Source organism: Arthrobacter sp. Y3221157, assembly GCF_059089865.1.
Window position 1 is genome coordinate 1 of the sequence record NZ_JBNHFD010000007.1, and the last position, 21,807, is coordinate 21,807.

The following is a 21,807-nucleotide window of genomic DNA, read 5'->3' on the forward strand; positions in this document are numbered from 1 at the left end:
ACTGATTTCGGCCAAGAGGGCCCGTCCTTTCAAGGGTAAAACCGCAGGTCAAACCCTAGTTAGAGACCGGACCCTTACACACTCTATGAAACACCCTGCCATCGCCACGGCCGGACTTTATGGAGCCGCGGCGATTATCGCCGTCGATCTTGACGCAAACCGCCTTGAAAAGTCGCGCGTGTTTGGCGCAACGCACGTAGTCGCGTCCGGTGACGCCGATTGGAAGGAACAACTGCTGGCCCTCACTGACGGCCACGGCGTTGATGTGGCCATCGAGGCAGTCGGTATCCCCGCCACATTCACCATGTGCACAGAGATCGTCCGCCCGGGCGGGAACGTCGCAAACGTCGGTGTTCACGGGAAACCCGTCGAACTTCACCTGGAGGACCTCTGGATCCGGAACATCAACATCAGCATGGGACTCGTCAATGCCAATACCACTGCAATGCTGCTGAAACTCGTCGCCCAAAAGAAGCTGCCAGCGGAAAAGTTCGCTACGCACCACTTCCGCTTCGATGAGTTCGTGGACGCGTACGACACGTTCGCCCGTGCCGCAGAAACAAATGCGCTGAAGGTGGTGGTCACTGCATGAAAGCCCACATTGTTTACGACTCCGCCTATGGGAACACCAAAGCAGTCGCAGAATCCATCGCCCGCAACCTGTCACCCCTTTCAGCTGCGGCGGTACCCGTGGTGGATTTCGATCCGCGGACCCTCGCCACGGATGATCTCCTGGTTGTGGGCTCCCCCATCAACGGGTGGCACCCCACGGCCAGGATCAGCGGACTGCTGGCGCAGTTAGGCGGCGAGGGACTGCTCAAGGGCATCAACGCAGCAGCGTTCGATACCCGCGTCCGGTTCTTCATCCACGGGGACGCGGGAAAAAAGATGACCAGAATGCTCAAAGCGGGCGGTGCCAGCATTGTCTCCGATCCGGCCCTGTTCTATGTTCGGGGCACTGAAGGGCCGCTGCACGGCGGGGAGCTGGAAAAAGCAGGGGCGTGGGCACAAAAACTGGCAACCACCCTGGAAGGGAAGGCAACACCATGAAAGCCGCCATCGTCTACGAATCGCTCTATGGCAATACCCACGCCATAGCGGAAGCGATTGCTCAGGGTCTGGGGAGTGCCGCGGAAGCCCGGGTGATGTCAGTTGCGGACGCGGGCACCACGGAGCCACCTGAAACAGACTTGCTGGTGGTGGGAGGTCCCACCCACATCCATGGCATGAGCAGGAAGCCAATGTGGGAACTGGCTGTCAAAGACGCCCTTGAGCATCCGGAAAAGGGCCTGGTGCCCGATTCCCCGGCCGACGGGCCGAACCTGCGCGCCTGGTTTGCCTCCCTGGACAGAACCAAAGGTAAGGCGGCAGCCTTCGACACCCGGCTTGAAGGCAACGAATTACTGACCGGCCACGCGTCCAAAGGCATCGCCAAACGGCTCCGGAAGCATGGCTTCGATGTGATCGCTGAGCCGGCCAGCTTCCTCGTCGACGACACCAACCAGCTACTGCCGGGCGAGCTCGACAGGGCCCGGGAGTGGGGAAAAACCCTGGGCTCAGCCCTCTCTTCGCATTCCTGAATGCACGGCATGAGTGCGGCCGGGGCTCCTGTTCCTTCCGGTTCTGCTGCGAGGGCAGGAACGGGCCTCTCGGCAGCCGAAGTACGGGAACGAACGCTGGCAGGGCTGGCCAACGGCGTTCCTGATGCCACCAGCAGGAGCCTGTGGCAGATTCTCCGGGCTAATGTCCTCACATTGCTGAACGGCATTGTTGGCGGTTGTTTCCTCCTGCTGCTGCTCCTGGGCCAATGGCGGGACGCACTCTTCGGCTTCGCTGCTGTCAGCAACGCCATTATCGGGGTGGTCCAGGAGTACAGGGCGAAGCGGCTGCTTGACCGGCTTGCGATCCTCGACACCCCGCGCGCCCGGGTCCTGCGCGACGGACAGATACAGGAGATTGAACTTTCCGACGTGGTCATGGACGAGGTCGCCGTGCTGCAGCCAGGTGACCAGGTTGGGGCGGACGCGGTAGTCCTTGAAAGCAACGGCCTTGAGCTGGACGAGTCGCTCCTTACCGGAGAATCAGACGCGGTAAGCAAGGGCGTTGGGGCGACGATCCTCTCAGGTTCGACGGTGACGGCCGGCCAGGGTCTGGCGCGGGTGGCGGCCGTGGGTGCAGGCTCCTACGCCAGCCGGCTCACGGCAGAAGCCAAACGCTTTTCCCTGGTTCATTCAGAAATCCGGAACGGAGTTGCCCGGGTCCTTCGGTGGATCGGTTGGGCTTTGCTGCCCCTTGTTGCCATCGTGGTTAACGGCCAGATGCACGCCAAGGGCGGCTGGGAGGCCGCCATTCGTACCGGGGCGTGGCTGGAAGCCCTAGTGGGAGCAGTGGGCGCGGCCATCGCAATGATTCCCTTGGGACTCGTGCTTATGACCAGCGTTGCCTTCGCTGTGGGCGGTGTGCGGCTAGCACGCCAGCAAGTGCTCGTCCAGGAGCTGGCTGCGGTGGAAGGCCTGGCGCGCGTGGACGTCCTGTGCATTGACAAGACCGGCACCCTGACCGACGGACGGATGGTCTTCGACGCCGTGCACGCCGTCGACGGGTCTCTTTCCCAGGGCTGGCGGACAGCGCTGGGATGGTTCGGGGCAGATCCCCATGCGAACGCCACCGCGCGCTGCCTCGCGGCTGCTTTCCCTACCGACGGCGCGCAGTCTCCTGCCGCCGTCGTTCCTTTTTCCTCCGTCAGGAAGTGGAGCGCGGCCGGCTTTTCCGCGCCAGGCCCCTGCGCTGGGACCTGGGTGCTGGGGGCACCGGACATGCTCTTGGCCGGAGGCAGTCAGACAAGTGCGAACGTGCTGCTTCAGGCCCGGCGCCTCGCGTCGGAAGGCCGGCGCACCCTGCTTTTGGCCTACACGCCGGACCCCCTGCCGGACAGCGCTCCGGAGGATCAGCAGTTGCCGGACGGGCTCAAGGCTGCCGTCCTCCTCACTTTCCGCGAAAAAGTCCGCCCGGACGCGGCGCAGACCCTGGCCTTTTTCCGTATGCAGGGAGTCGCCGTGAAGATTCTCTCCGGCGACGACCACCGAACGGTGACTGCCGTGGCGCAGGAACTGGGCCTCGACGTCGGCGCCGGCTACGATGCGCGGCTTTTGCCCGCGGCTTCCCCTCTGCTGGACAAGACGCTGGAGAGTTTTTCCGTTTTCGGCCGAGTGACACCTGACCAGAAACGGGACATGGTCCTGGCGCTGCAGCGCATGGGGCATACCGTTGCAATGACGGGCGACGGCGTGAATGACGCCTTGGCATTGAAGGAGGCGGACATTGGCATCGCCATGGACACCGCCGCGCCTGCCACCAAGGCCGTAGCCCGCCTGGTGCTCTTGGACGGGCACTTTGACCGGCTGCCGGCCGTCCTGGCCGAAGGCCGGCAGGTCATTGCCAATATTGAGCGGGTATCGGTGTTGTTCCTCAGCAAGACCACCTACGCTGCCGTCCTGTCGGTGGCGTTTGGGGCACTGATGTGGAGCTTTCCGTTCCTGCCCCGGCAACTGTCCGTGACCGACGGTCTCACCATAGGCATACCGGCGTTCTTCCTGGCCCTCATGAGCAACCCCCGCCGCTACAGGCAGGGTTTCTTGAAGCGGTCGCTCGCCATGGCGGTGCCTTCCGGGATCGTCATTGCGACGGCGGTCCTGGCCGTTCAGGCCTACGCCCTGGCCGTGGGTGGCTTCAGTACCGCCGCCACCCGTACAGCCTCAGTCCTCGTACTGACGCTGGTGGCCCTCGGCGTGCTGGCCGCTGTGAGCCGCCCCTTATCCCGTCTCCGGCTGGCCGTCGTGGCGGCCATGTGCGCAGGAGTCGTCCTGCTGATGACGGTCCCCCTCCTGCACGAATTCTTTATGCTGGAGTGGCCCCCGACGGAGCTCGCAACCGCATCCTTCGCCACGGCCGCCGCCGCGGTCCTTGGCATCGCGGTCCTGGGCCGGGCGCACGCCCGGAGGTTCAGTAGGGACGAGCGCCCGCAGCGGGACAGGGGCAGCACCTGACGTGCTAGTCCATCCAGTCAGCTGAAAAGTCCAACGGCGGCCACCAGCGCGTGCGTGGCGAGACTGCGAACCTCCGCCCTGACACATCCAGCGGCGTGATCTGCACCAGATGCTCTTTCAGTCCGCCCTGCCAGGGTTCGTGGTCCGGGCCCGCCTGGAGATCAGCCGCATTGCCGGTGAACGGCCCCGGCGTTCCCTTAAGGACAACACTCCAGACTTCTGTCGAGTAGGCGTTGAGCCCGTCAGCCTCCAAGGCAACCGGAGCGCCGGTGAGCAGCGCCCGAAGTTTCGTTCCGGGTGCCGTGCGGAAGACAACACTCCGGCCAATCGTGAGGATGTTCACGGGAAAAATCTCGGGAGCGGCACCGCTGATCAGGGCAAGCCCCCCGATGTAGGAGGACTGCAAATACTTCCAGCAGTCTTCCGGTGCGAGTACTTCGGTGGCCGGCGGCGGGGCGGAGTTGCTCATGGTCCTGATCCTAGTCCCGGAAAGCGCGGTTACTGCGGCGCCGGGACCAAAGCCTCTGGGTCGCTGCGGTGATTGGACTGACGATTAGCGGGTGCGGCAGCCGGACCGGTTTCTTGAGGTGCGGACACCCGTGCCTACAGCAGCCGAGCAACCGCCCGCTAAAAAGATCGAAATCAGCCGGAGCTGACAGCCTGGCCGGTTCTGCCGGCGGCGGGTGCATCAGCCAAAGAGGACCGCTGCTTCCCTGTAGCGGTCCTCAGGCACAGTTTTAAGCCTGCCCAGCGCCGCCTCAAAGCCGATGTTGATGATGCTGGTGCCGCGCAACGAGACCATGGTTCCCCAGCGGCCGTTCGCAGCAGACTCCACGGCTGCCATACCCAGCCGCGTCGCCAGGACCCTGTCGAAGGCCGTGGGTGCACCGCCGCGCTGGATATGGCCCAGGATGGTGGCCCGTGTTTCAATTCCCGTAAGCTCCTGCAGTTCCTGCTCAAGGCGGATGCCGATTCCGCCCAGCCGCGGCCGGCCAAACGTGTCCAGGCCCCTGGGCGAATACGGCTCCTCCTGGCCCTCCGGAACAAAGGCTTCCGCCACGACCACCAGCGGCGCCCGGCCCCTGCTGTTCGCGGACGCCACCCACGCGGCAACCTGCCGCAGGGAGACCTTCTGCTCCGGAATAAGGATGGCGTGCGCACCGGAGGCCATCCCGGCATGCAGGGCGATCCAGCCGGCATTGCGTCCCATGACTTCGGCAATCATGCAGCGGTGATGCGACTCACCGGTGGTGCGCAGCCTGTCAATGGCTTCCGTTGCCGTCTGGACTGCCGTATCGAAACCGAACGTGAAATCGGTGGCGTCAAGGTCATTGTCGATCGTCTTCGGAACCCCCGCAATTTTGATTCCCTGGCCCGACAGTTCCTGCGCCGCCGCAAGGGTGCCTTCTCCTCCCACAGCGATGATCCCGTAGACGCCCAGCACCTGAAGGCTCCTGCGCACGGCATCCACACCGCCGTCCTTGAGCGGATTGGTCCGGGACGTGCCCAGGATGGTGCCGCCGAGCCTGGCGATCCCGCGCACGGCATGGCGCGGCAGCGCAATCACGTCCCGGTCCAATACCCCGCGCCAGCCGTCCCGGAAGCCCACGAAGTCGAAGCTATGGGAGATCACTCCGCTCAGCACGGCGGCACGGATCACGGCATTGAGCCCGGGGCAGTCCCCGCCGCTGGTCAGGATGCCCAGCGTGGTCATCGGGGGGAATTTTCGGCGGCTGCGATGACCGGAACAGTCCTGACGTAGGTGTCCGGGTTCAGAGATATGGAATCGATGCCCTGCTTCACCAGGAATTCGGCGAAATCGGGATGGTTGCTCGGGCCCTGGCCGCAGATGCCGATCTTGATGCCGGCCGCGTGTGCCCTGGCGATGACCTGCGCAATCATCGTGGTGACGGCCTCGTCCCGTTCGTCAAAAAGCCCGGCCAGCTGTTCGGAGTCGCGGTCAACACCCAGGACCAGCTGGGTCAGGTCATTGGAACCGATGGAAAATCCATCGAAGCGCCGGGCGAACTCGGTGGCGAGGATGACGTTCGAGGGAATCTCGCACATCATGTACAGCTGCAGTCCCTCTGCACCGCGGACCAGTCCGTTCTCAGCCATTACCTGGATCACGAGGTCCGCTTCTCCCGGAGTACGGCAGAACGGAACCATCACGATGACATTCGCGAAGCCGATCCGCTCCCGCACGCGCTTTAACGCCTTGCACTCAAGAGCGAATCCTTCCCGGTAACGATCATTGTAGTAGCGCGACGCTCCGCGGAAACCCAGCATGGGATTTTCCTCGGCGGCTTCGAAGGACCCGCCCCCTATCAGGTGCGCGTACTCATTGCTCTTGAAATCGCTGAGCCTGACGATCACGGGGTTCGGGTGGTAGGGGGCCGCGATCTTGGCGATGCCGGTAGCCAGGACGTCAACGAAGTACTCCTGCAGGTCCGGGTAACCAGAGGTGAGCTGCCGGATACGGGCAGCCTCGGCCGAATTAGTCACCCGTTCGGGATGGACCAGCGCCATCGGATGGATCCGGATCAGGTTGCTGATTATGAACTCCATCCTGGCAAGCCCCACTCCCGAAGCAGGCAGGCGCCACCACCGGAAGGCTGCCGCGGGGCTGGCGATGTTGACCATCACGGCGGTGCGGGTTGCAGGCAGGGCCCCGAGGTCCACCTCTTCGACGTCAAAGGCAAGCATTCCCTCATAGACCTCCCCCTTCTCGCCTCCGGCGCAGGACAGCGTGACGGGCGCTCCGTCGTGCATGACGGAGGTGCCGTTGCCGGTGCCCACCACAGCGGGCACGCCGAGTTCCCTGCTGACGATGGCGGCATGGCTGGTGGGACCGCCATGGTCCGTGATGATGCCCGCGGCGCGCTGCATGATGGGTACCCAGTCCGGATCGGTCATCCTGGTGACGAGGATTGCGCCGTCACGGAAGTCTTCGATGTCTTTGGCGTCCCTGACCACGCAGGCGGTGCCCCGGGCGATCGATTCACCGATGGCTGCACCGGAGGCCAGAAGCCTGCCCTGCTGCCGGAGGTGGTAGACGGTGAAAACGGACCCGCTGCGCCGGGCCTGGACGGTCTCCGGCCGGGCCTGGACCATAAAAAGCTCCCCGCTGGATCCGTCTTTTGCCCACTCCATGTCCATCGGCCGGCCGTAGTGCTCCTCCACCGCAACAGCCCAGCGGGCCAGCGTCACTACCTCCGAATCGTCAAGCACGAAGGAACGCCGCTCCTCGTCCGTGGTTTCAACGGTCCGCGTACGCGCATGCCCGCCGTGGCTGTACACCATCTTCCGTTCTTTGGCGCCGAGGGTCTTTTCAATGATGGGCACCAGGTGCGGAACGGCCAACAACGGCTTGAACACCTGGTACTTGTCCGGGTTGATGGTGCCTTGGACCACCGTTTCACCCAACCCCCACGCAGCACTGATCAGGACACTGCGCGGGAACCCGGACTCCGTATCGATGGAGAACATCACCCCGGACGCTCCAAGGTCTGAACGCACCATCCTTTGGATGCCGACGGACAGGGCGACGTCCAGATGGTCAAAGCCCTTGAGTTCGCGGTAGCTGATGGCCCGGTCAGTGAACAGGGATGCGTAGCAGCGCCTGCAGGCCTCCATCAGCTCACGTTCACCAGTGACGTTGAGGAACGTTTCCTGCTGGCCGGCAAAGCTCGCATCCGGCAGGTCTTCAGCCGTGGCACTGCTGCGCACGGCAACTGACACCCGCTCCTGTCCCGTCCTCGTGGACAGGGCCCTGTAGTGTTCCCTGATTCCGTTTGCGATGTCCGGCGGAAACTGGCCTGCAAGGATAAGTTCGCGGATAGCCTCGCCGGCTTCCCGCAGGCTGGCGCTGCCCGCGCGATACCCGCCAATGGCGGAACGAATCCCCGGTTCCAGGCCGTTGGCAGCGATGAATGCCCGGTATGCGGCGGCGGTGGTGGCAAAACCCTCCGGCACCCGGACGCCGGAAGCGGCCAAGGACCGGATCAGCTCACCGAGGGACGCGTTCTTACCGCCCACAGCGGGTACGTCGTCCATCCCCACGTCTTCCAGCAGCAGCACGTTAACGCCGGTCATTGTTGTCCTTGCAGTCATGGCTCGATCCTCTCCGTTGAAGGGTCGGGACAGAAGGGGCTTTAGTCCCTGCACATGCCTGGGCGGGCGGCTAGCCACTTGTCCTTCCATTCCGGCGTTCGGCCACGACAGCCCAGAGCAGCCGCACTGTCGGTCAACAAGCCCTGCTTCCACGGCGGCACTGTGGCACGGTGCAGGCGGAAACCGTCACCAGGGTCACGTCGGCCGGAACCCGGTTACCCGCGGCCAGGAGAAGCGCGTCCCTGCTGCGTTACTGATGCTCCACGGCAGCGAGCGGAAACTCCTGTGTGTCGCCCGCGCACAGGAGGACCCGTTCAGAGCCGACCTGGAGCAGAATTGCGGGCGCGTCACCCGGAGCGGCTGCGACCGTCAATTTTCCGTGCTCCAGGTTGATGGCGAGCAGGTGGTCGCGGTAGAGGACCTGGAAAGACACTGCCCGTATGCCTTTGGGCATCCTCGGTGCGAAGAGGAGCGCATCAGCGGTGATGCGGAGCCCGGCGAAGCTCCGCTGCACAACGTCGATGCTTCCAGCCATCGCCCCAAGGTGGATCCCGGTGCGGGTTGTGCCTCCCTGGGTGTCGTCGAGGTCCGCGCTGAGAGCTTCACGGAAGGTGCTCCAGGCCCGGTCCGGGTCCCTTGCCGCCAGCACTGACGCATGCGCCACCCGGCTGAGGGTGGAGCCGTGCGCCGTGCGTGCCAGATAGTAGTCGACGGTCTTTTCGAGTTGCGCGGTGGACACTTCATAGCCCAGGCCGGCCAGAAAGAGCGTCAGTTCCTTTTCCCCCAGGACGTAGAGCAGCATGAGCACGTCAGCTTGTTTGGCCAGCCGGTAACCGTTAGTGCTGTCTCCCTCGGCCTCGAGGATCAGGTCAAGGCGTTCGATGTTGGTGTAGGCGTTCCGGTAGCGCTCCCAGTCCAGTTCCCGCAGTTCCTCATAACCCGCGAACTGGCTGATGATGCCGTCGTGGAACGGCACGAACATCCGTGTGCTGACGTGCCGCCAACCGTCGATTTCCGTTCCGTCCACCTTCAGTCGCCGGTTGAGGTCCTCAAGGTCGTGTCCGTGGAGCAGTGCCATGATCCCGCAGGCCTGGGCGCAGACCCAGGCAGCCATGACATTTGTGTACGCGTTATCGTTGAGCCCCGGTTCCGGGCTGAGCGGGTAGCCGGTGTGATACTCGTCCGGGCCCATGATGCCCCGGAGGTGGAACCGGTCCGTGTCCGGGTCGTGGTCTGCCATGGAGGCCACGAGGCGTGCCACCTCAACGATCAGCTCGGCCCCATGCCGAAGGAGCCATTCCCTGTCCTGGGTAGCCAGGTAGTACTGCCAGGCGTTAAAAGCGACAGCGAGGCCCGCGTGGCGTTGAAGGTGGGAGTAATCCGGCACCCACCGGCCCGAGCGGCGGTTGTAGAGCCAGCGCGGGGTCTCCTCCCTCCCGTCGCTTCCGCTCTGCCAGGGGAAAAGCGCTCCGTTCAGTCCTGCTGCCGCGGCCGCTTCCCGGGCAGCGGGAAGCCTGCGCCACCGGTAGTTGATCAGGGAGCGCGCTACCGAGGGCATCCTGGTAGTAAGGAGGGGCAGGACGAAGAGCTCATCCCAAAAGATATGGCCCCGGTAGCCCTCGCCGTGCAGCCCGCGTGCAGGCACCCCGGCGTCCAGCTCAGCAGTGTTGGGGGTGAGCGTCTGAAGCAGGTGGAAGACGTGCAGGTTCAGGATCAGCTGCACCTGCGGACTGCCGTCGAGACTGATGGCGAACAGGCCAAGCAGCCTTTCCCAGGTGTCCCCGTGCCGGGACAGCAAGTGCTCAAAGCTTGGTGCTGCCCGGAGGAGGTTTCCGGCGGCAAGTGCGGGGGAGGAAACTGCCCGGTCACGGGAGGTGGCCATCGCCGCAATCCTGGTGATACCTACCGGCACGGCGTCCGTCAGCTGAAGTTCCCAAGACCGGTAGTGGACTCCCTCCTCCTCGCCCGGCCCGCCATCGGCGGCCTGCCCGGAGACATCGGTTCTCAATGCTGCCGCGATCCGGATGTGGCTTTGGCTCGTTTCGACTTCCACTATCGTGACCGGCCCGGCCGGGTCCGACACTGCGAGCGGGACAAGATGGTGGTGGTTCAGGAGCGCGTCTTCCGGCAGGTTCTCATTGGTCACGCCCGTGTCCACTCCGCTGCGGATCACCGCTGAACCGCTCCAGCCCACAGCCGTGAGGGAAGTATGGAGCGCCATGAGGTGCGGTTGGGCCATCGACACGAACTTCCGCTGGCCCAGTACCAGCCGTCGACCGTCGGGGGCTTCCAGGACTGCTTCCCGTTCCAGGATGGCCCGGCGCATGTCGAGCACCCGCCGTTCCCGGATAATCTTCAGGCCGCCCCGGGAACACCAGTCGGTTCCGTCAAGGCGGATGTCCAGCACCAGGCAGTTGGGCGCGTTAACCATGTGCTCGTCTTCCACATCCTGGCCCTGGACATTGCTCACCAGCCGGTTGTACACGCCCGCTAGGTACGTGCCGGGGTAGTGGACGTCGCTCCTGCTGCTCTCGGGTGCAGCACCGCGGACTGCCAGGTACCCGTTCCCCAGCGTGGTCAGCGCCTCCCGGTGACCTTCGTGGGCGGGGTCGTAGCCTTCATAGATCAGACGCCATGGGTCGGTCAGGACACGGCCCAGGTCCAGCTGGCCAACGTCAGTCAGCACAACATCGGCGCCTGCCTCCTCCAGTTCGGTTCTCCGGCCCACCCTGTCTATACCGACAACCAGGCCGAAACCGCCGCGGCGTGCTGCCTCCACACCGGCTGTGGCGTCTTCAATGACTACTGCCCGGGCAGGTGCCACGCCCAGCCGGTGCACGATCTCGAGGAGGACTGCAGGGTCGGGTTTTCCCGGGAGCCCAAGTTCGCCTGCCATGACTCCGTTCATCACAAGGTCGAATGAACCAGAGAGGCCTGCCGCGGCGATGACAGCGGAAGCATTGCGGCTCGAGGTTGCCACGGCCAAGGGAATGTGTGCCGAGCGCAGCCTGTCGATCAGTGCGACCGTTCCCGGAAAGGTCCTGACGCCATCGCGTGCCAGCCGCGCCTTGAACAGCTGGTCCTTGAGTTTGGCCAGGCCATGTACCGACCACGTGCCGGCGCTGTCTGCGCGGTTGCCTTCGGGCAGGGTGATGCCGCGGGCCGCGAGGAAGGTTGTCACGCCGTCTTCCCGGGGCTTGCCGTCCACGTAGGCCAGGTAATCGTCCTTAGTGAACGGGTCCCGCCTTGCTTCAGCAGGAAGCCGTGGATCTGCCAGTACGTCGTCGAAAAGTTGCTTCCAGGCAGCTTCATGCACCGAGGCCGTGTCCGTCACCACGCCGTCCAAGTCAAAGATCACGGCGTCAAAAGGTGACAGCGCTGCAGAAGCAGTAGGTGACGCGGTCATGGCGGGTCGCCGCCGGCCGGCAAGCCAACAGGAAGGAACAACGTGCGGGGCCCAAGGCGGAGTTGCATGGCACGGCTACCTATAAGGCTCGGCGGCTGCCGGTGGCTATCCGCTCCGGCGGTTTCGGCTGCCACCCGTTGTGAAGTGGAGCAGCCAGGCCTCATCTGCGGGGACCACGTCGAAGGACATCAAGCCTGGCGGTGTATTCGGATTCGTCTATTTCTCCGCGTGCAAACCTTTGGGCCAGCAGATCCTCCGCATAGCCAGCGTTCGAGCCGGGACTGGTCCCCCTGTTGGCCGGTCCGAGCGCCCGGGCCAACAGGACAATGGCCGCGATAACAGCACCCCAGAACAAGACAAAACTTATGACCATGAGCACGGAGCCCCAACCACCCATGTTGCCGTTCCAAAACATCATTTCGAGTCCTCCCATTGCGGCCGGGCAACGATCCACACGGCCTGGAATCACTGTTGCCCGCCCTTCTCTGCAGCGCCAGAGGCTTAGGTCCCGGCCATGCGGAGTTCGCCCGGATTGGGTGACTTTCGGCTCTGGTCCAGGAACCGTGGCCGGGAGCATGGTTAGGGGATAAGGAGCTGAAGGCCATGTCACAACCGACCCTTGGAAGCGGACGACGGCGCGTGGTCGCCGTGGTGGCGGCGCTTGGCTTGCTGGCTCTCGTCATTGCGCTCGCCGTGGTGATGATGTCCCAACCCGGCAGCCCGCCGTCGTCGGCCCCTGCGCAGACCTCCACGGACCCGGCCACGAGCTCCCCCGCTCCGACGCCGTCTCCTACGGCGCCTACTGCGCCTTCACAACCACCGTCGCCGCCTCCGGCAGGGACAGAGACGCCGGAAGCGGGACAGACTCCGGTCGAGCCGCCCGTCACGCTGCCGCCTGTCCCTCCCCCGGAACCGCCAGACACGGCAGCGCCGCCTCCCGCTGATGCTTTCCCGGCTTCACTTCGCGGCCAGGATCTCACCGTCCTTCCCGGCGCCGGGAATGTGGTCGCCTTGACGTTCGACGCCGGGGCCAATGCCGCCGGATTGCCCAAAATCCTGGCAGCACTTGCCGCCAAGGGCGTGCAGGGCACCTTTTTCCTTACCGGCAACTGGGCTGAAACGAACCCGGGAGCGGTTGGCCAGATTGTTGCCGGCGGACACCGCGTGGCCAACCACTCCATGACGCACCCCGGGTTCACCGGCCTCTCTGACCAGTTGACCGTCCAACAGGTCCTGGGGGCAGAGCAGGTGATCCTGGCAGCCGGCGCGGATCCGCGCCCCTTCTTCCGCTTCCCCTTCGGCGAACGGAATGCAAGGACCATCGCGGCCGTGAACAACCTGGGCTATGTGGCGGTCCGCTGGACAGTGGACACCCTGGGCTGGAAGGGAACCAGCGCCGGCATCAGCCCGCAAACCGTGATCGACCGGGTTCTTGCCAGCCTCCAGCCCGGTGAAATCGTCCTCATGCACATCGGCTCCAATCCCGACGACGGCAGCACCCTCGACGCCGACGCACTGCCCGTCGTCATCGATCGGATCAGTGCCGCCGGCTACCGTTTCGTCACCCTCGACGTGATGCTGGGCGGCTAGAAAACCCGCCAGCTGCCAGCCCCTAGAATTGAAGGATGACCGCGGTGGCCGCCGGTTCCGGCAGTACCTTTTCCTTGGCTCGCAATGCCCGGGGCGTGTTGCGCCGTGTGCCTGTGTGGACCTGGCGGTTCCTGATGCTGGCGGTGGGCTCCCGCGAGCGTGCAAGATTCAACACGGACCCGCTCACTGAAGTGGCATACACCCACGACCTGGACTACGGCGGCGATGGCCTGGCCGCCCACCGCCTCGATGTGTTAACCCCCCTGGCCACCACACCTGCAGACCATCAAGGCGCTGCTGAGGCTGGAGAATTGCTTCCCGTCTACGTCTACTTCCACGGCGGAGGGTGGACGTCCGGTGACAAGGCCGCCGTGACGAAATATTGTGCAAACCAGGTCCTGGGCGGCATGGCGGTGGTGAACGTCAACTATCGGCGGGCGCCCCGCTTCCATATGGGTCATGTGCTTGAGGACGCAAATGCTGCGCTGGCATGGGTGGACGCCAACATCAGCGCGTACGGCGGGGATCCCCAGCGCCTGGTCCTTGGCGGAGACTCGGCCGGCGGCCACATCGCGGCTTTGCTCACTGCGCTCAGCCTGCGGCCCGAACTGGCCGCGCATTACTCCCTGCAACCCGGCATTCCCGCGGGGCACCTGAAAGGGCTGGTCCAACACTGCAGCGCGGTCGATTTCTCCGTCTTTTTCGAGAGCGGCTTTGTCCTCAGCCTGAACTTTGTCCGCATGCTGCTGCCATCGGAGGGCCTGCCAAGGCGCCGCGGCCTAAGGTTGCGTCAAGCCCGTGAGGCGGCCGAGCGCCTGAAAGCCGCCACCGGTTTCGTCTCCCCCATTGAGTGGCTGGACAGCCGGCACCCGCCGGTCTTTGTCACCACTTCCGAGCGGGACTTCTTCTACAGAGCCAATGTGAACTTCATTGAGCGGCTCCGAAATCACGATGTATCGGTTGAGACACTGATCTACCCGTGGGCGAACGCAAACACTGAACATACGTGGCAACAGGATTACCGCTACCCGGAATCCCAGGAAGTCTACCGGCGGCTGCGCGCCTTTGTTCGGAGGGTTGCGGAGTTCCCTACGAACACCTTCCCCGTGTCCCATGCCCCTAACCAAGCACCCCCGTCGGGACTATCTTTGGATCATGGCCGGGCAGGATCAGGAACTATCCGGGGTTGACCCCGAGGAGTTCGGCTCCGCACGCGTGGACGCGGCCGCCTTGTTGGACTCCGGCTAATTGGACGTCGATTGGTCGGTACCGCCTTTGGGCTCAGCGCGGCGCACCATCAAAGCTCCCAGCGGGAACCTTGCAGCAGTGACCCTGGGTGACCCGAACCAGCCCTGGGTTGTCCTCGTGCCCGGAGCCACGGGTTCCAAGGAGGACTTCTCGCTCATGATGCCAGTCCTCGCTGACGCCGGGTACTTTGTGCTGAGCTATGACCTGGCCGGCCAGTATCAGTCGGCGGCCGCCGGGCCGGAAAACCTGGTACCGCCAAGACAGCATTATGACTACCAACTGTTCGTCGATGACTTCCTTGCTGCCCTGAGGGAAGCCGACGCACCGGCCCATGTGGTGGGATACTCCTTCGCGGCTATTGTGGTCCAGCTCGCATATACGGAGCATCCGGAGCTGTTCAGAACCCTCACCCTCATGAGTTGTCCGCCCGAGCCCGGCCGTAGTTTCAGGGGCGTGAGCCGGATAGGCCGGTTCAGCGGCTGGGCCAACGGCTGGATCGGCGGTGCCCTGGTGATCTGGGCCATCCGCGGCAACTTCGTGCACGTACCGCCCGGGAGGCAGCGATTCGTCAACTACCGGTTCCGCTTTACCCGCCGCTCTTCCATACGGGACATTTACACGCTTATGCAAAACGCTCCGGATCTTCGGCAAGCGCTGGCAGAAGCGCCCATCCCGAAGTTCGTTGCCGTAGGCGAGCACGATTTGTGGCCACTCCGGCTGCACAGGCTGTTTGCCCAGGCAATACGGGCCCGGATCGGCGTGTACAGGGGTGGCCATAGCCCTTGCGAGACGTCGCCGTATGAGTTCAGCCGGGACCTTCTGGCAATCTACGCCAAGGCCGATCGGCCGGTTTGAGGCAGGAGGCGTGCGGTACTACTTGTCACCCTGCGCACCTCCGTCCCGCCCGCCCTGCCGCCACCGGAAGCGGTCCAATCGGCGGCGCAAGGGCGTTTCATATCCGAATTCAACCCGGAACGTGACCAGCGACATTGCAATGCGGCGCCGAAACGAGGACCAGCTGGCGAACGGGCGTGCAGAGACCCCCACTTTCAAGGTGGGGTCATAGATGACTGTCATGTGTGGTCGCAGCCGGTAGGAGATATCGAAGTCATCGTGGACATCGGCATTGTCCCGCACCACTGCCGTCCGGATACGCGCCCAGACCTCCCTGGTCAGGGCAAAGTTGGATCCGTAGACGGGAGGATGGCCCAACAGGAAGCCAACTACTGTGAAATAGCCAGCCAGGAACAGATACCGCCCGGCCCAGCGAACCAGGGGGTTGCCGCCGTAAAAGTCACCGGGTCCCGTGACGGCAGTGAACGGGCCCGACGTCGCGAGGATACGCACCACGTGTTCGAGCCAATCCTGCGGGGGCCTTGAGTCGGTATCCAGCCTGGCGATGATCCCGCCCGCGGCGGCATCAAAACCCGCAGCGGCCGTCGCGGAAATGCCTGGCAGGTCTACCAGTATGTGCCTCACGCGGGCCGCTGCGCAGATGGCGGCAGTGTCATCGCTGCTTGCGTTGTCGACAACAATGATCTCGTCGGCCGGCCTGCTTTGGCGGGCCAGCAAGGCCAGGCAGGTCCGCAGTTGACGTCCGTCATTGCGGGTCGGGATAACAACCGAGACCGAGGGGACACCATCCATAGCGAGAGCCTACCTGCATGCATGACCGGGCGGCGTACGAAGGCGCTCCCCCTAGCCAGCGCTCCCAGGTTCCGGAGCACGGGCAGCATGGCCGGTTTAGAGTCCTAAGGCCCTGTGACACCTGGCACCGCGGGCGCACGCTTGTGCCATGAACGATACTGCCCAGCACCCCAGGAAAGTCCATCTCACCCAGCAGCCCGTCGCCGTCGTCCGCGAACGGGTCCGCATGGATTCACTGACGGATTTCTTCGGCCGCGCCTTCGGGACAGTCATGGCTGCAGCCCTCATGCAGGGCGCCAGCCCCTCAGGACCTCCTTTCGCACGCTACCGGGGAACGCCAACCGACACTGTTGACGTGGAAGCTGGATTCCCTGTCAGCGGCAACTTCACGGAGTCGGAAGGAGTAGTGACTGGCACTTTGCCCGAAACCGATGCCCTCGAAGCTATCCACACCGGGCCTTACGACACCCTCCAGGAGACCTACAAAGCAATTCAGCAGCAAATGGCAACCGAAGGCCTCACCCCTGCGGACACGATGTGGGAGTTCTACCTGAGTGATCCGGAAACGGAACCCGACCCCGCAAAATGGCAAACAAGGGTTGTCTGGCCCGTCGAGTGACTCAGTTCACTGCGGCATAGACCTGACTTTTCATCCCTGTCAGGCGAGGGAGAGGAAGAGCTTTTCCAGCTCTTTCTTGTCCATGGTGGTGTCTTCGCGGACGATGCATTGCTCAAGGCCGCTGGCGATAATGGCGAAGCCAGCCCGGTCCAAGGCCTTCGACACGGCAGCCAGCTGCGTGACGATGTCCTTGCAGTCCTTCCCCTCCTCCAGCATCCGGGTCACAGCTGCCAGCTGTCCCTGGGCCCGCTTGAGGCGGTTGACCACGGGGGTCAGTTCGGTCGAATCAAGTTGCATTGGATCTCCAAAGGGTCGCGGTTTTCTACCTCAACAATATACCCCTCCGGGTGTTTTGACTACCCCTAGGGGTATCTGCGATACTCGGTGGGGTATCCACCTGACGACCTATTGAGAGGCCAGCAATGACTTCCCCTTTCAGGGCACCCGCTGTTACCGCCCTTGCTCCCGAGACCCTGAGCACCTGGATTGACCAGCACCAGGACCTCGTGGTGATCGACGTGCGCTCCGCTGCGGAGTTCGAGTCCATGCACATCCGCGGCTCCTACAACGTGCCGCTGCCGCTGCTGTCCGAGCACACCGATGAACTCGCCGCCCGCCTGGGCAGCTGCGTGGTCCTGGTTTGCCAGTCCGGAGCCCGCGCGGAGCAGGCCCGCCAGCGCCTTGCCAAGTCGGGGATCGACTCCGCCTACGTCCTGACCGGCGGGACACCCGGCTTCGCCGCCGCGGGTGGCAACGTCGTAAAGGGCAAGGACCGCTGGGACCTTGAGCGCCAGGTCCGCCTCGCCGCAGGGTCCCTGGTGGTCCTGGGCCTGGCCGGCGGAAAGTTCGTCTCCCCGAAGATCCGCATGCTCGCCGGTGCCGTCGGCACCGGCCTGACGTTCTCTGCGGCCACCAACACCTGCGCCATGGGCCGGGCCATCTCGGCCATGCCCTGGAACAAGGCCGCCAAGGAACCCACGCGCGAAAGCGCCATCCTGACACTCCCTGTCACTGACGCCCCCGCCGCTGACGCCCGGGAGGAGGCCGACGCCTCATGACCGCCACCCTGATCATGGTCCTTGCCCTGTCGGTGGTCATCGGGCTCTCGCTCGGCGTCCTGGGCGGCGGCGGATCGATCCTGACCGTCCCGATCCTGGTCTACGTCGCCGGGTTCGAGGCCAAGGAAGCCATCGCAGCCTCCCTCTTCGTCGTCGGCGTCACCTCCGCGGTGAGCGTGCTCAGCCACGCCCGCGGCGGCAGGGTGATGTGGCGGACCGGCCTGATCTTCGGCGCGGCCGGGATGGCCGGCGCGTTCGTCGGCGGCCTCCTGGGCGGACACATTCCCGGCCAGATCCTGCTCACCGCTTTCGCCGTCATGATGGTGGCCACCTCCGTGGCCATGCTCCGCGGACGGAAGAAAAAGAATGACGACGGCGCCGCACCCGTCAAGCACGAGCTGCCCCTTGGCAGGGTCCTGCTGGACGGCGCAGTCGTCGGGCTCATCACCGGCCTGGTGGGCGCCGGCGGCGGATTCCTCGTAGTACCTGCCCTGGCACTGCTGGGCGGCCTGCCGATGTCCGTCGCCGTGGGCACCTCGCTGGTGGTCATTGCGATGAAGTCCTTCGCCGGGCTCGCCGGATACCTCACCACAGTCCAGCTGGACTGGGGCCTCACCCTCGGCGTGACAGCCGCGGCCATCGCGGGAACCCTTGCCGGTTCAAAGCTGGCAGGGCGCATCCCGGAAGCCGCACTGCGCAAAGCCTTCGGCTGGTTCGTCCTGGCCATGGGAACCTTCGTCCTCATCCAACAGGCCCCAGCCGACCAGCGATGGTTCATCGCCGCCGGAGTCGCAGCCCTCACCGCAGCCACCGCCGGAATCTGCTGGTTCTTCATCAGTTCCTGCCCCCTGCGCAACCGCAGCGGCCGCCGCAGCAACGTACCCTCACCCGCCTGACCCGCAACACGCCATCAAGGAGAACATCATGGGCCTCATCAGCTCCCTGAAAAAAGCGTTCAGCAAGCCATATAAAACAGTCTCAGTCGAGGAGGCAAAGGAGCTCCTGTCCTCAGGCGCCTCGCTGATCGACGTCCGCTCCGCCCAGGAGTGGCGCTCCGGGCGGGCCCCGCAGGCAAAAGCACGTCCCGCTGGACCGGCTGCAGACCCGCACCGCCGGAATCAACAAGAACCGCCCGGTGATCGCGATGTGCCAGTCCGGGGTCCGCTCCGCCTCGGCGGCCCGGCTCCTCGCCTCCCAGGGTTACGAGGCCTATTCCCTGCGCGGCGGCATGGGCGCCTGGCGCCAGGCCGGCGAACCCGTCCGCTAACAACACACCACACTGTTTCGAAGGAGAATCCCATGGCAGAAATCACCATCACAGAAGCCGAGCAGCGGCGCTCCACCGCCCGCATCCTCGACGTCCGCGAGGACTTCGAGGTCGCCGAAGGCATGATCCCCGGTGCCCTGCACATCCCCATGAGCCAGCTGCAGGCACGCCTGTCAGAACTCGATCCTGCAGTGCCCGTCATTGCTGTCTGCCGCAGCGGCAACCGTAGTGCCGCCGTGGCTGACGCCCTCAACGGCGCGGGCTATTCGGCGGACACCATGGCCGGCGGCATGATCGCCTGGACCCGCGCCGGCCTCCCCACCACCTGAACCCCTGTTGCCCCGCCACCACCCGTCCAAGACAGCACCCGGACATCACCTTCACCAAGGTCGACACCGAAGCAGAACAAGGCCTCGCCGCAGCAGCAGACATCACCTCCATCCCCACACTCATGGCCTTCAAGGACAAGACGCTGGTCCTCTCCCAGCCCGGAGCCTTTAATGCCACCGGACTCGAAGAGGTCACCAGGCCCTGAAGAACCTGGACATGGACAAGCTCCGCGCCCACGCTGCAGAGCAACAGCCCTAACACCCATAGCAAAAAGAAAATGGGACATCCAGCGGTGCGGAATACCCCTAGGGGTATCGGCGTTGGAATTGGAGCGAACGACAAAAATACCCTCCACCACTTACCGAAGGAGAGCACCAGATGCTTATCGAGCGCATTTACGATGAAGACCTCGCCCAGGCCAGCTACCTGATCGGCTGCCAGGCCAACGGCACCGCCGTTGTTGTCGACGGCCGCCGCGACATCGCGGTCTACCAGGATCTCGCGGAGAAGAACGGCATGAAGATCGGGGCCGTCACCGAGACCCACATCCACGCCGACTACCTTTCCGGCACCCGTGAACTGGCCGCCGCCACCGGCGCGAAGATCTACGTTTCCGGCGAAGGCGGACCGGACTGGCAGTACGAATTCGACGGCGAACGCCTCTACGACGGCGACAAGATCACCATCGGCAACATCAGCATCCAGGCCGTGCACACCCCGGGCCACACCCCGGAGCACCTGTCCTTCCTGGTCACCGACGGCGCCTTCACTGACCAGCCCGGCTACCTGCTCTCGGGCGACTTCGTCTTCTCCGGCGACCTGGGCCGGCCGGACCTGCTGGACGAGGCAGCCGGCGGCATCGACACCCGATTCGAAGGCGCCAAGCAGCTCTTCGCCAGCCTGCGGGACAAGTTCCTCACCCTGCCGGACTACGTCCAGGTCCACCCCGCCCACGGCGCCGGCAGCGCCTGCGGCAAAGCCCTGGGCGCAATCCCCTCCTCCACGGTTGGCTATGAGCGGCTGTACGCCTGGTGGGGTCCCTACCTCGCCGCCAATGACGAGCAAGGCTTCATCGACGAACTCCTCGAGGGACAGCCCGACGCCCACGCCTACTTCGGCCGGATGAAGCGCGAAAACCGCGAAGGACCCGCCGTCATGGGCGAGCGCACCCCGCTGCCCGAGCTGGCCACCGGCATCGTTGCTGCAGGCCTGGCCGCGGACACCCTGACCTTCATCGACACCCGCCCCAACAGCGAAGTCCATGAAGGCACGGTAGCCCGCTCCCTGAACGTGCCGGCCGGGAAGTCAGTAGCCAGCTACGGCGCCTGGGTAGTGAACCCTGAAACGGACAAGAACCCCCTGGTGCTCCTGGCCCCTGACCAGGACGCCGCGCAGGACATGTGGGACCACCTGGTACGCGTCGGCATCGACAACGTCGCAGGCTACGTCACCAGCATCGACGGGCTCCCCACCACCACCCCGAAGCTGATCCAGCCCGAGGACCTCGACAGCCTCGACACCGCCATGGTCCTGGACGTCCGCAACAAGACCGAGCACACCGCCGGCCACATCCCCGGCTCCCACCAGCTCAGCGGCGGCCGCCTCATGTGGCACCTCGACGAGCTTCCCGCCAACGGCACCATCGTCACCTACTGCCAGTCCGGCGTCCGGAACTCCGTCGCGGCCAGCGCCCTGCGCCGGGCCGGGTACGACGTCGTCGAACTCGACGGCAGCTACGCCGCCTGGACCGCATGGCGGAAGGCACGTGAAGCCGTGTCCAGGAACTAACAACAAACAGCACCAGCCCTGGATGAAAGCCTTGGCGGCGGTACGGAACACGTGGCCGCCGCCAAAGCTGCGCTCCCCAGGTTTCACCAACCGATCGAAGGTCTTTGGGCCCTTTTGGGTAACCACTGAGCACCATAGGATCTGGGCATGACCGACAAGAAGATCGTGCCAGAAGCAGAAATCCTCGAGTCTGATGAGTGCTGGAAATTACTGAGCCATACGAGTGTGGGACGCCTTGGCGTCGTGGTCGACGGCCAGCCTGATGTTTTCCCGGTGGGGTTTAAGCTTTGACGGCCAGGAACTCGTTTTCCGTACCGGCAACGGAACAAAACTGCAGGCCCTTGAAGCCAACTCGATGGTGGCCTTGGAAGCGGACAGTGTGAGCGCCGAATTCGGCTTGGCCTGGAGCGTTGTGGTCAAGGGCAGAGCGGTTCAGGCTGATGCTACGGGGTCCTCCCTGAACGAGACCCGCCGGGGACTGTTTCCCTGGCAGGGTGTTGGCCAGGACCACCTCATCCGGATCGTTCCGCAGTCGGTGACCGGCCGCAGGTTCACCCTGTCGGCCGCTGGTCCCTGGCAGACCCCCTTGAACGAGGCCACCCGGGCTGGTCTCGAATAGCACCTGCTGTTCCGGTGGGGGCGGCGAAGCACGGACTGTTGCCCGCTTTTTGAAGGCTCGAGAACGGCCCGTGGCA

The 21,807-nt window shown here is 64.5% G+C and carries 17 protein-coding genes and 4 pseudogenes; 15 read left to right on the top strand and 6 right to left on the bottom strand.

Annotated elements, in window-relative coordinates:
* Positions 1 to 97: 97 nt before the first annotated feature.
* From AC5RTT_RS03775 to AC5RTT_RS03790, 4 genes and pseudogenes are all read left to right on the top strand, one after another.
* Positions 98 to 592: pseudogene (locus AC5RTT_RS03775) on the top strand (zinc-binding dehydrogenase); the annotation flags it as partial.
* Positions 589 to 1,050, top strand: a complete 462-nt coding sequence (locus AC5RTT_RS03780) for a flavodoxin family protein (protein ID WP_494144056.1) — start codon at positions 589 to 591, stop codon at positions 1,048 to 1,050. The pseudogene AC5RTT_RS03775 and the gene AC5RTT_RS03780, both read left to right, overlap by 4 nt.
* Positions 1,047 to 1,580, top strand: coding sequence for a flavodoxin family protein (locus AC5RTT_RS03785; protein ID WP_494144057.1), 534 nt, complete (start codon positions 1,047 to 1,049; stop codon positions 1,578 to 1,580). The genes AC5RTT_RS03780 and AC5RTT_RS03785 overlap by 4 nt, the downstream gene beginning before the upstream one ends.
* A 9-nt stretch (positions 1,581 to 1,589) precedes the next feature.
* Positions 1,590 to 4,046 (top strand): HAD-IC family P-type ATPase, encoded by a 2,457-nt coding sequence (locus tag AC5RTT_RS03790; protein ID WP_494144058.1) that lies wholly within the window; start codon positions 1,590 to 1,592, stop codon positions 4,044 to 4,046.
* 4 nt (positions 4,047 to 4,050) lie between these two features.
* Here AC5RTT_RS03790 and AC5RTT_RS03795 read toward each other — a convergent pair whose 3' ends face one another.
* The 4 genes from AC5RTT_RS03795 to AC5RTT_RS03810 all read right to left on the bottom strand — a co-directional run bounded on the left by AC5RTT_RS03795 (position 4,051) and on the right by AC5RTT_RS03810 (position 11,565).
* Positions 4,051 to 4,515: a pyridoxamine 5'-phosphate oxidase family protein gene (locus AC5RTT_RS03795; RefSeq protein ID WP_494144059.1), complete on the bottom strand. Its 465-nt coding sequence runs from the start codon at positions 4,513 to 4,515 to the stop codon at positions 4,051 to 4,053.
* Positions 4,516 to 4,734: 219 nt separating this feature from the next.
* Positions 4,735 to 5,760, bottom strand: coding sequence for an ATP-dependent 6-phosphofructokinase (locus tag AC5RTT_RS03800; protein ID WP_494144060.1), 1,026 nt, complete (start codon positions 5,758 to 5,760; stop codon positions 4,735 to 4,737).
* Positions 5,757 to 8,159 carry a phosphoenolpyruvate synthase gene (gene ppsA, locus AC5RTT_RS03805; RefSeq protein WP_494144061.1) on the bottom strand — a complete coding sequence of 801 codons (2,403 nt, stop codon included), beginning with the start codon at positions 8,157 to 8,159 and terminating at the stop codon, positions 5,757 to 5,759. The genes AC5RTT_RS03800 and ppsA overlap by 4 nt, the downstream gene beginning before the upstream one ends.
* A gap of 250 nt (positions 8,160 to 8,409) precedes the next feature.
* The gene (locus AC5RTT_RS03810; RefSeq protein ID WP_494144062.1) at positions 8,410 to 11,565 is read right to left on the bottom strand and encodes an HAD-IA family hydrolase; all 3,156 of its coding nucleotides are present in this window, start codon (positions 11,563 to 11,565) and stop codon (positions 8,410 to 8,412) included.
* 603 nt (positions 11,566 to 12,168) lie between these two features.
* Between AC5RTT_RS03810 and AC5RTT_RS03815 the strand changes: the two genes are divergently transcribed.
* From AC5RTT_RS03815 to AC5RTT_RS03825, 3 genes are all read left to right on the top strand, one after another.
* A complete protein-coding gene (locus AC5RTT_RS03815) occupies positions 12,169 to 13,155 on the top strand; it encodes a polysaccharide deacetylase family protein (RefSeq protein WP_494144063.1) in 987 nt (328 codons plus the stop codon).
* A 35-nt stretch (positions 13,156 to 13,190) separates the two neighbouring features.
* On the top strand, positions 13,191 to 14,345 hold the full coding sequence (locus tag AC5RTT_RS03820) for an alpha/beta hydrolase (RefSeq protein WP_494144064.1): 1,155 nt from the start codon (positions 13,191 to 13,193) through the stop codon (positions 14,343 to 14,345).
* A 136-nt stretch (positions 14,346 to 14,481) separates the two neighbouring features.
* Entirely contained in the window at positions 14,482 to 15,258 is a 777-nt protein-coding gene (locus AC5RTT_RS03825; protein WP_494144065.1) for an alpha/beta fold hydrolase, read from the top strand.
* An 18-nt stretch (positions 15,259 to 15,276) separates the two neighbouring features.
* Here the strand turns inward: AC5RTT_RS03825 and AC5RTT_RS03830 are convergent, their stop codons facing one another.
* Positions 15,277 to 16,050 (bottom strand): glycosyltransferase family 2 protein, encoded by a 774-nt coding sequence (locus AC5RTT_RS03830; protein ID WP_494144066.1) that lies wholly within the window; start codon positions 16,048 to 16,050, stop codon positions 15,277 to 15,279.
* A gap of 148 nt (positions 16,051 to 16,198) precedes the next feature.
* Between AC5RTT_RS03830 and AC5RTT_RS03835 the strand changes: the two genes are divergently transcribed.
* Positions 16,199 to 16,669, top strand: a complete 471-nt coding sequence (locus tag AC5RTT_RS03835) for a GyrI-like domain-containing protein (protein WP_494144067.1) — start codon at positions 16,199 to 16,201, stop codon at positions 16,667 to 16,669.
* Between the two features lie 39 nt (positions 16,670 to 16,708).
* Here the strand turns inward: AC5RTT_RS03835 and AC5RTT_RS03840 are convergent, their stop codons facing one another.
* Positions 16,709 to 16,966, bottom strand: a complete 258-nt coding sequence (locus AC5RTT_RS03840; RefSeq protein WP_144662938.1) for a metal-sensitive transcriptional regulator — start codon at positions 16,964 to 16,966, stop codon at positions 16,709 to 16,711.
* A gap of 125 nt (positions 16,967 to 17,091) precedes the next feature.
* Here AC5RTT_RS03840 and AC5RTT_RS03845 point away from each other — a divergent pair, with 125 nt between their 5' ends.
* The 7 genes and pseudogenes from AC5RTT_RS03845 to AC5RTT_RS03875 all read left to right on the top strand — a co-directional run bounded on the left by AC5RTT_RS03845 (position 17,092) and on the right by AC5RTT_RS03875 (position 21,731).
* A complete protein-coding gene (locus AC5RTT_RS03845; protein ID WP_494144068.1) occupies positions 17,092 to 17,727 on the top strand; it encodes a rhodanese-like domain-containing protein in 636 nt (211 codons plus the stop codon).
* The gene (locus AC5RTT_RS03850; RefSeq protein ID WP_494144069.1) at positions 17,724 to 18,623 is read left to right on the top strand and encodes a sulfite exporter TauE/SafE family protein; all 900 of its coding nucleotides are present in this window, start codon (positions 17,724 to 17,726) and stop codon (positions 18,621 to 18,623) included. The genes AC5RTT_RS03845 and AC5RTT_RS03850 overlap by 4 nt, the downstream gene beginning before the upstream one ends.
* A 28-nt stretch (positions 18,624 to 18,651) precedes the next feature.
* Positions 18,652 to 18,994: pseudogene (locus AC5RTT_RS03855) on the top strand (rhodanese-like domain-containing protein).
* Between the two features lie 32 nt (positions 18,995 to 19,026).
* On the top strand, positions 19,027 to 19,323 hold the full coding sequence (locus tag AC5RTT_RS03860; RefSeq protein ID WP_494144070.1) for a rhodanese-like domain-containing protein: 297 nt from the start codon (positions 19,027 to 19,029) through the stop codon (positions 19,321 to 19,323).
* Positions 19,324 to 19,355: 32 nt separating this feature from the next.
* Positions 19,356 to 19,582: pseudogene (locus AC5RTT_RS03865) on the top strand (thioredoxin family protein); the annotation flags it as partial.
* Positions 19,583 to 19,702: 120 nt separating this feature from the next.
* Positions 19,703 to 21,112, top strand: a complete 1,410-nt coding sequence (locus AC5RTT_RS03870; RefSeq protein WP_494144071.1) for an MBL fold metallo-hydrolase — start codon at positions 19,703 to 19,705, stop codon at positions 21,110 to 21,112.
* A 147-nt stretch (positions 21,113 to 21,259) separates the two neighbouring features.
* Positions 21,260 to 21,731: pseudogene (locus tag AC5RTT_RS03875) on the top strand (pyridoxamine 5'-phosphate oxidase family protein).
* Positions 21,732 to 21,807: the final 76 nt, after the last annotated feature.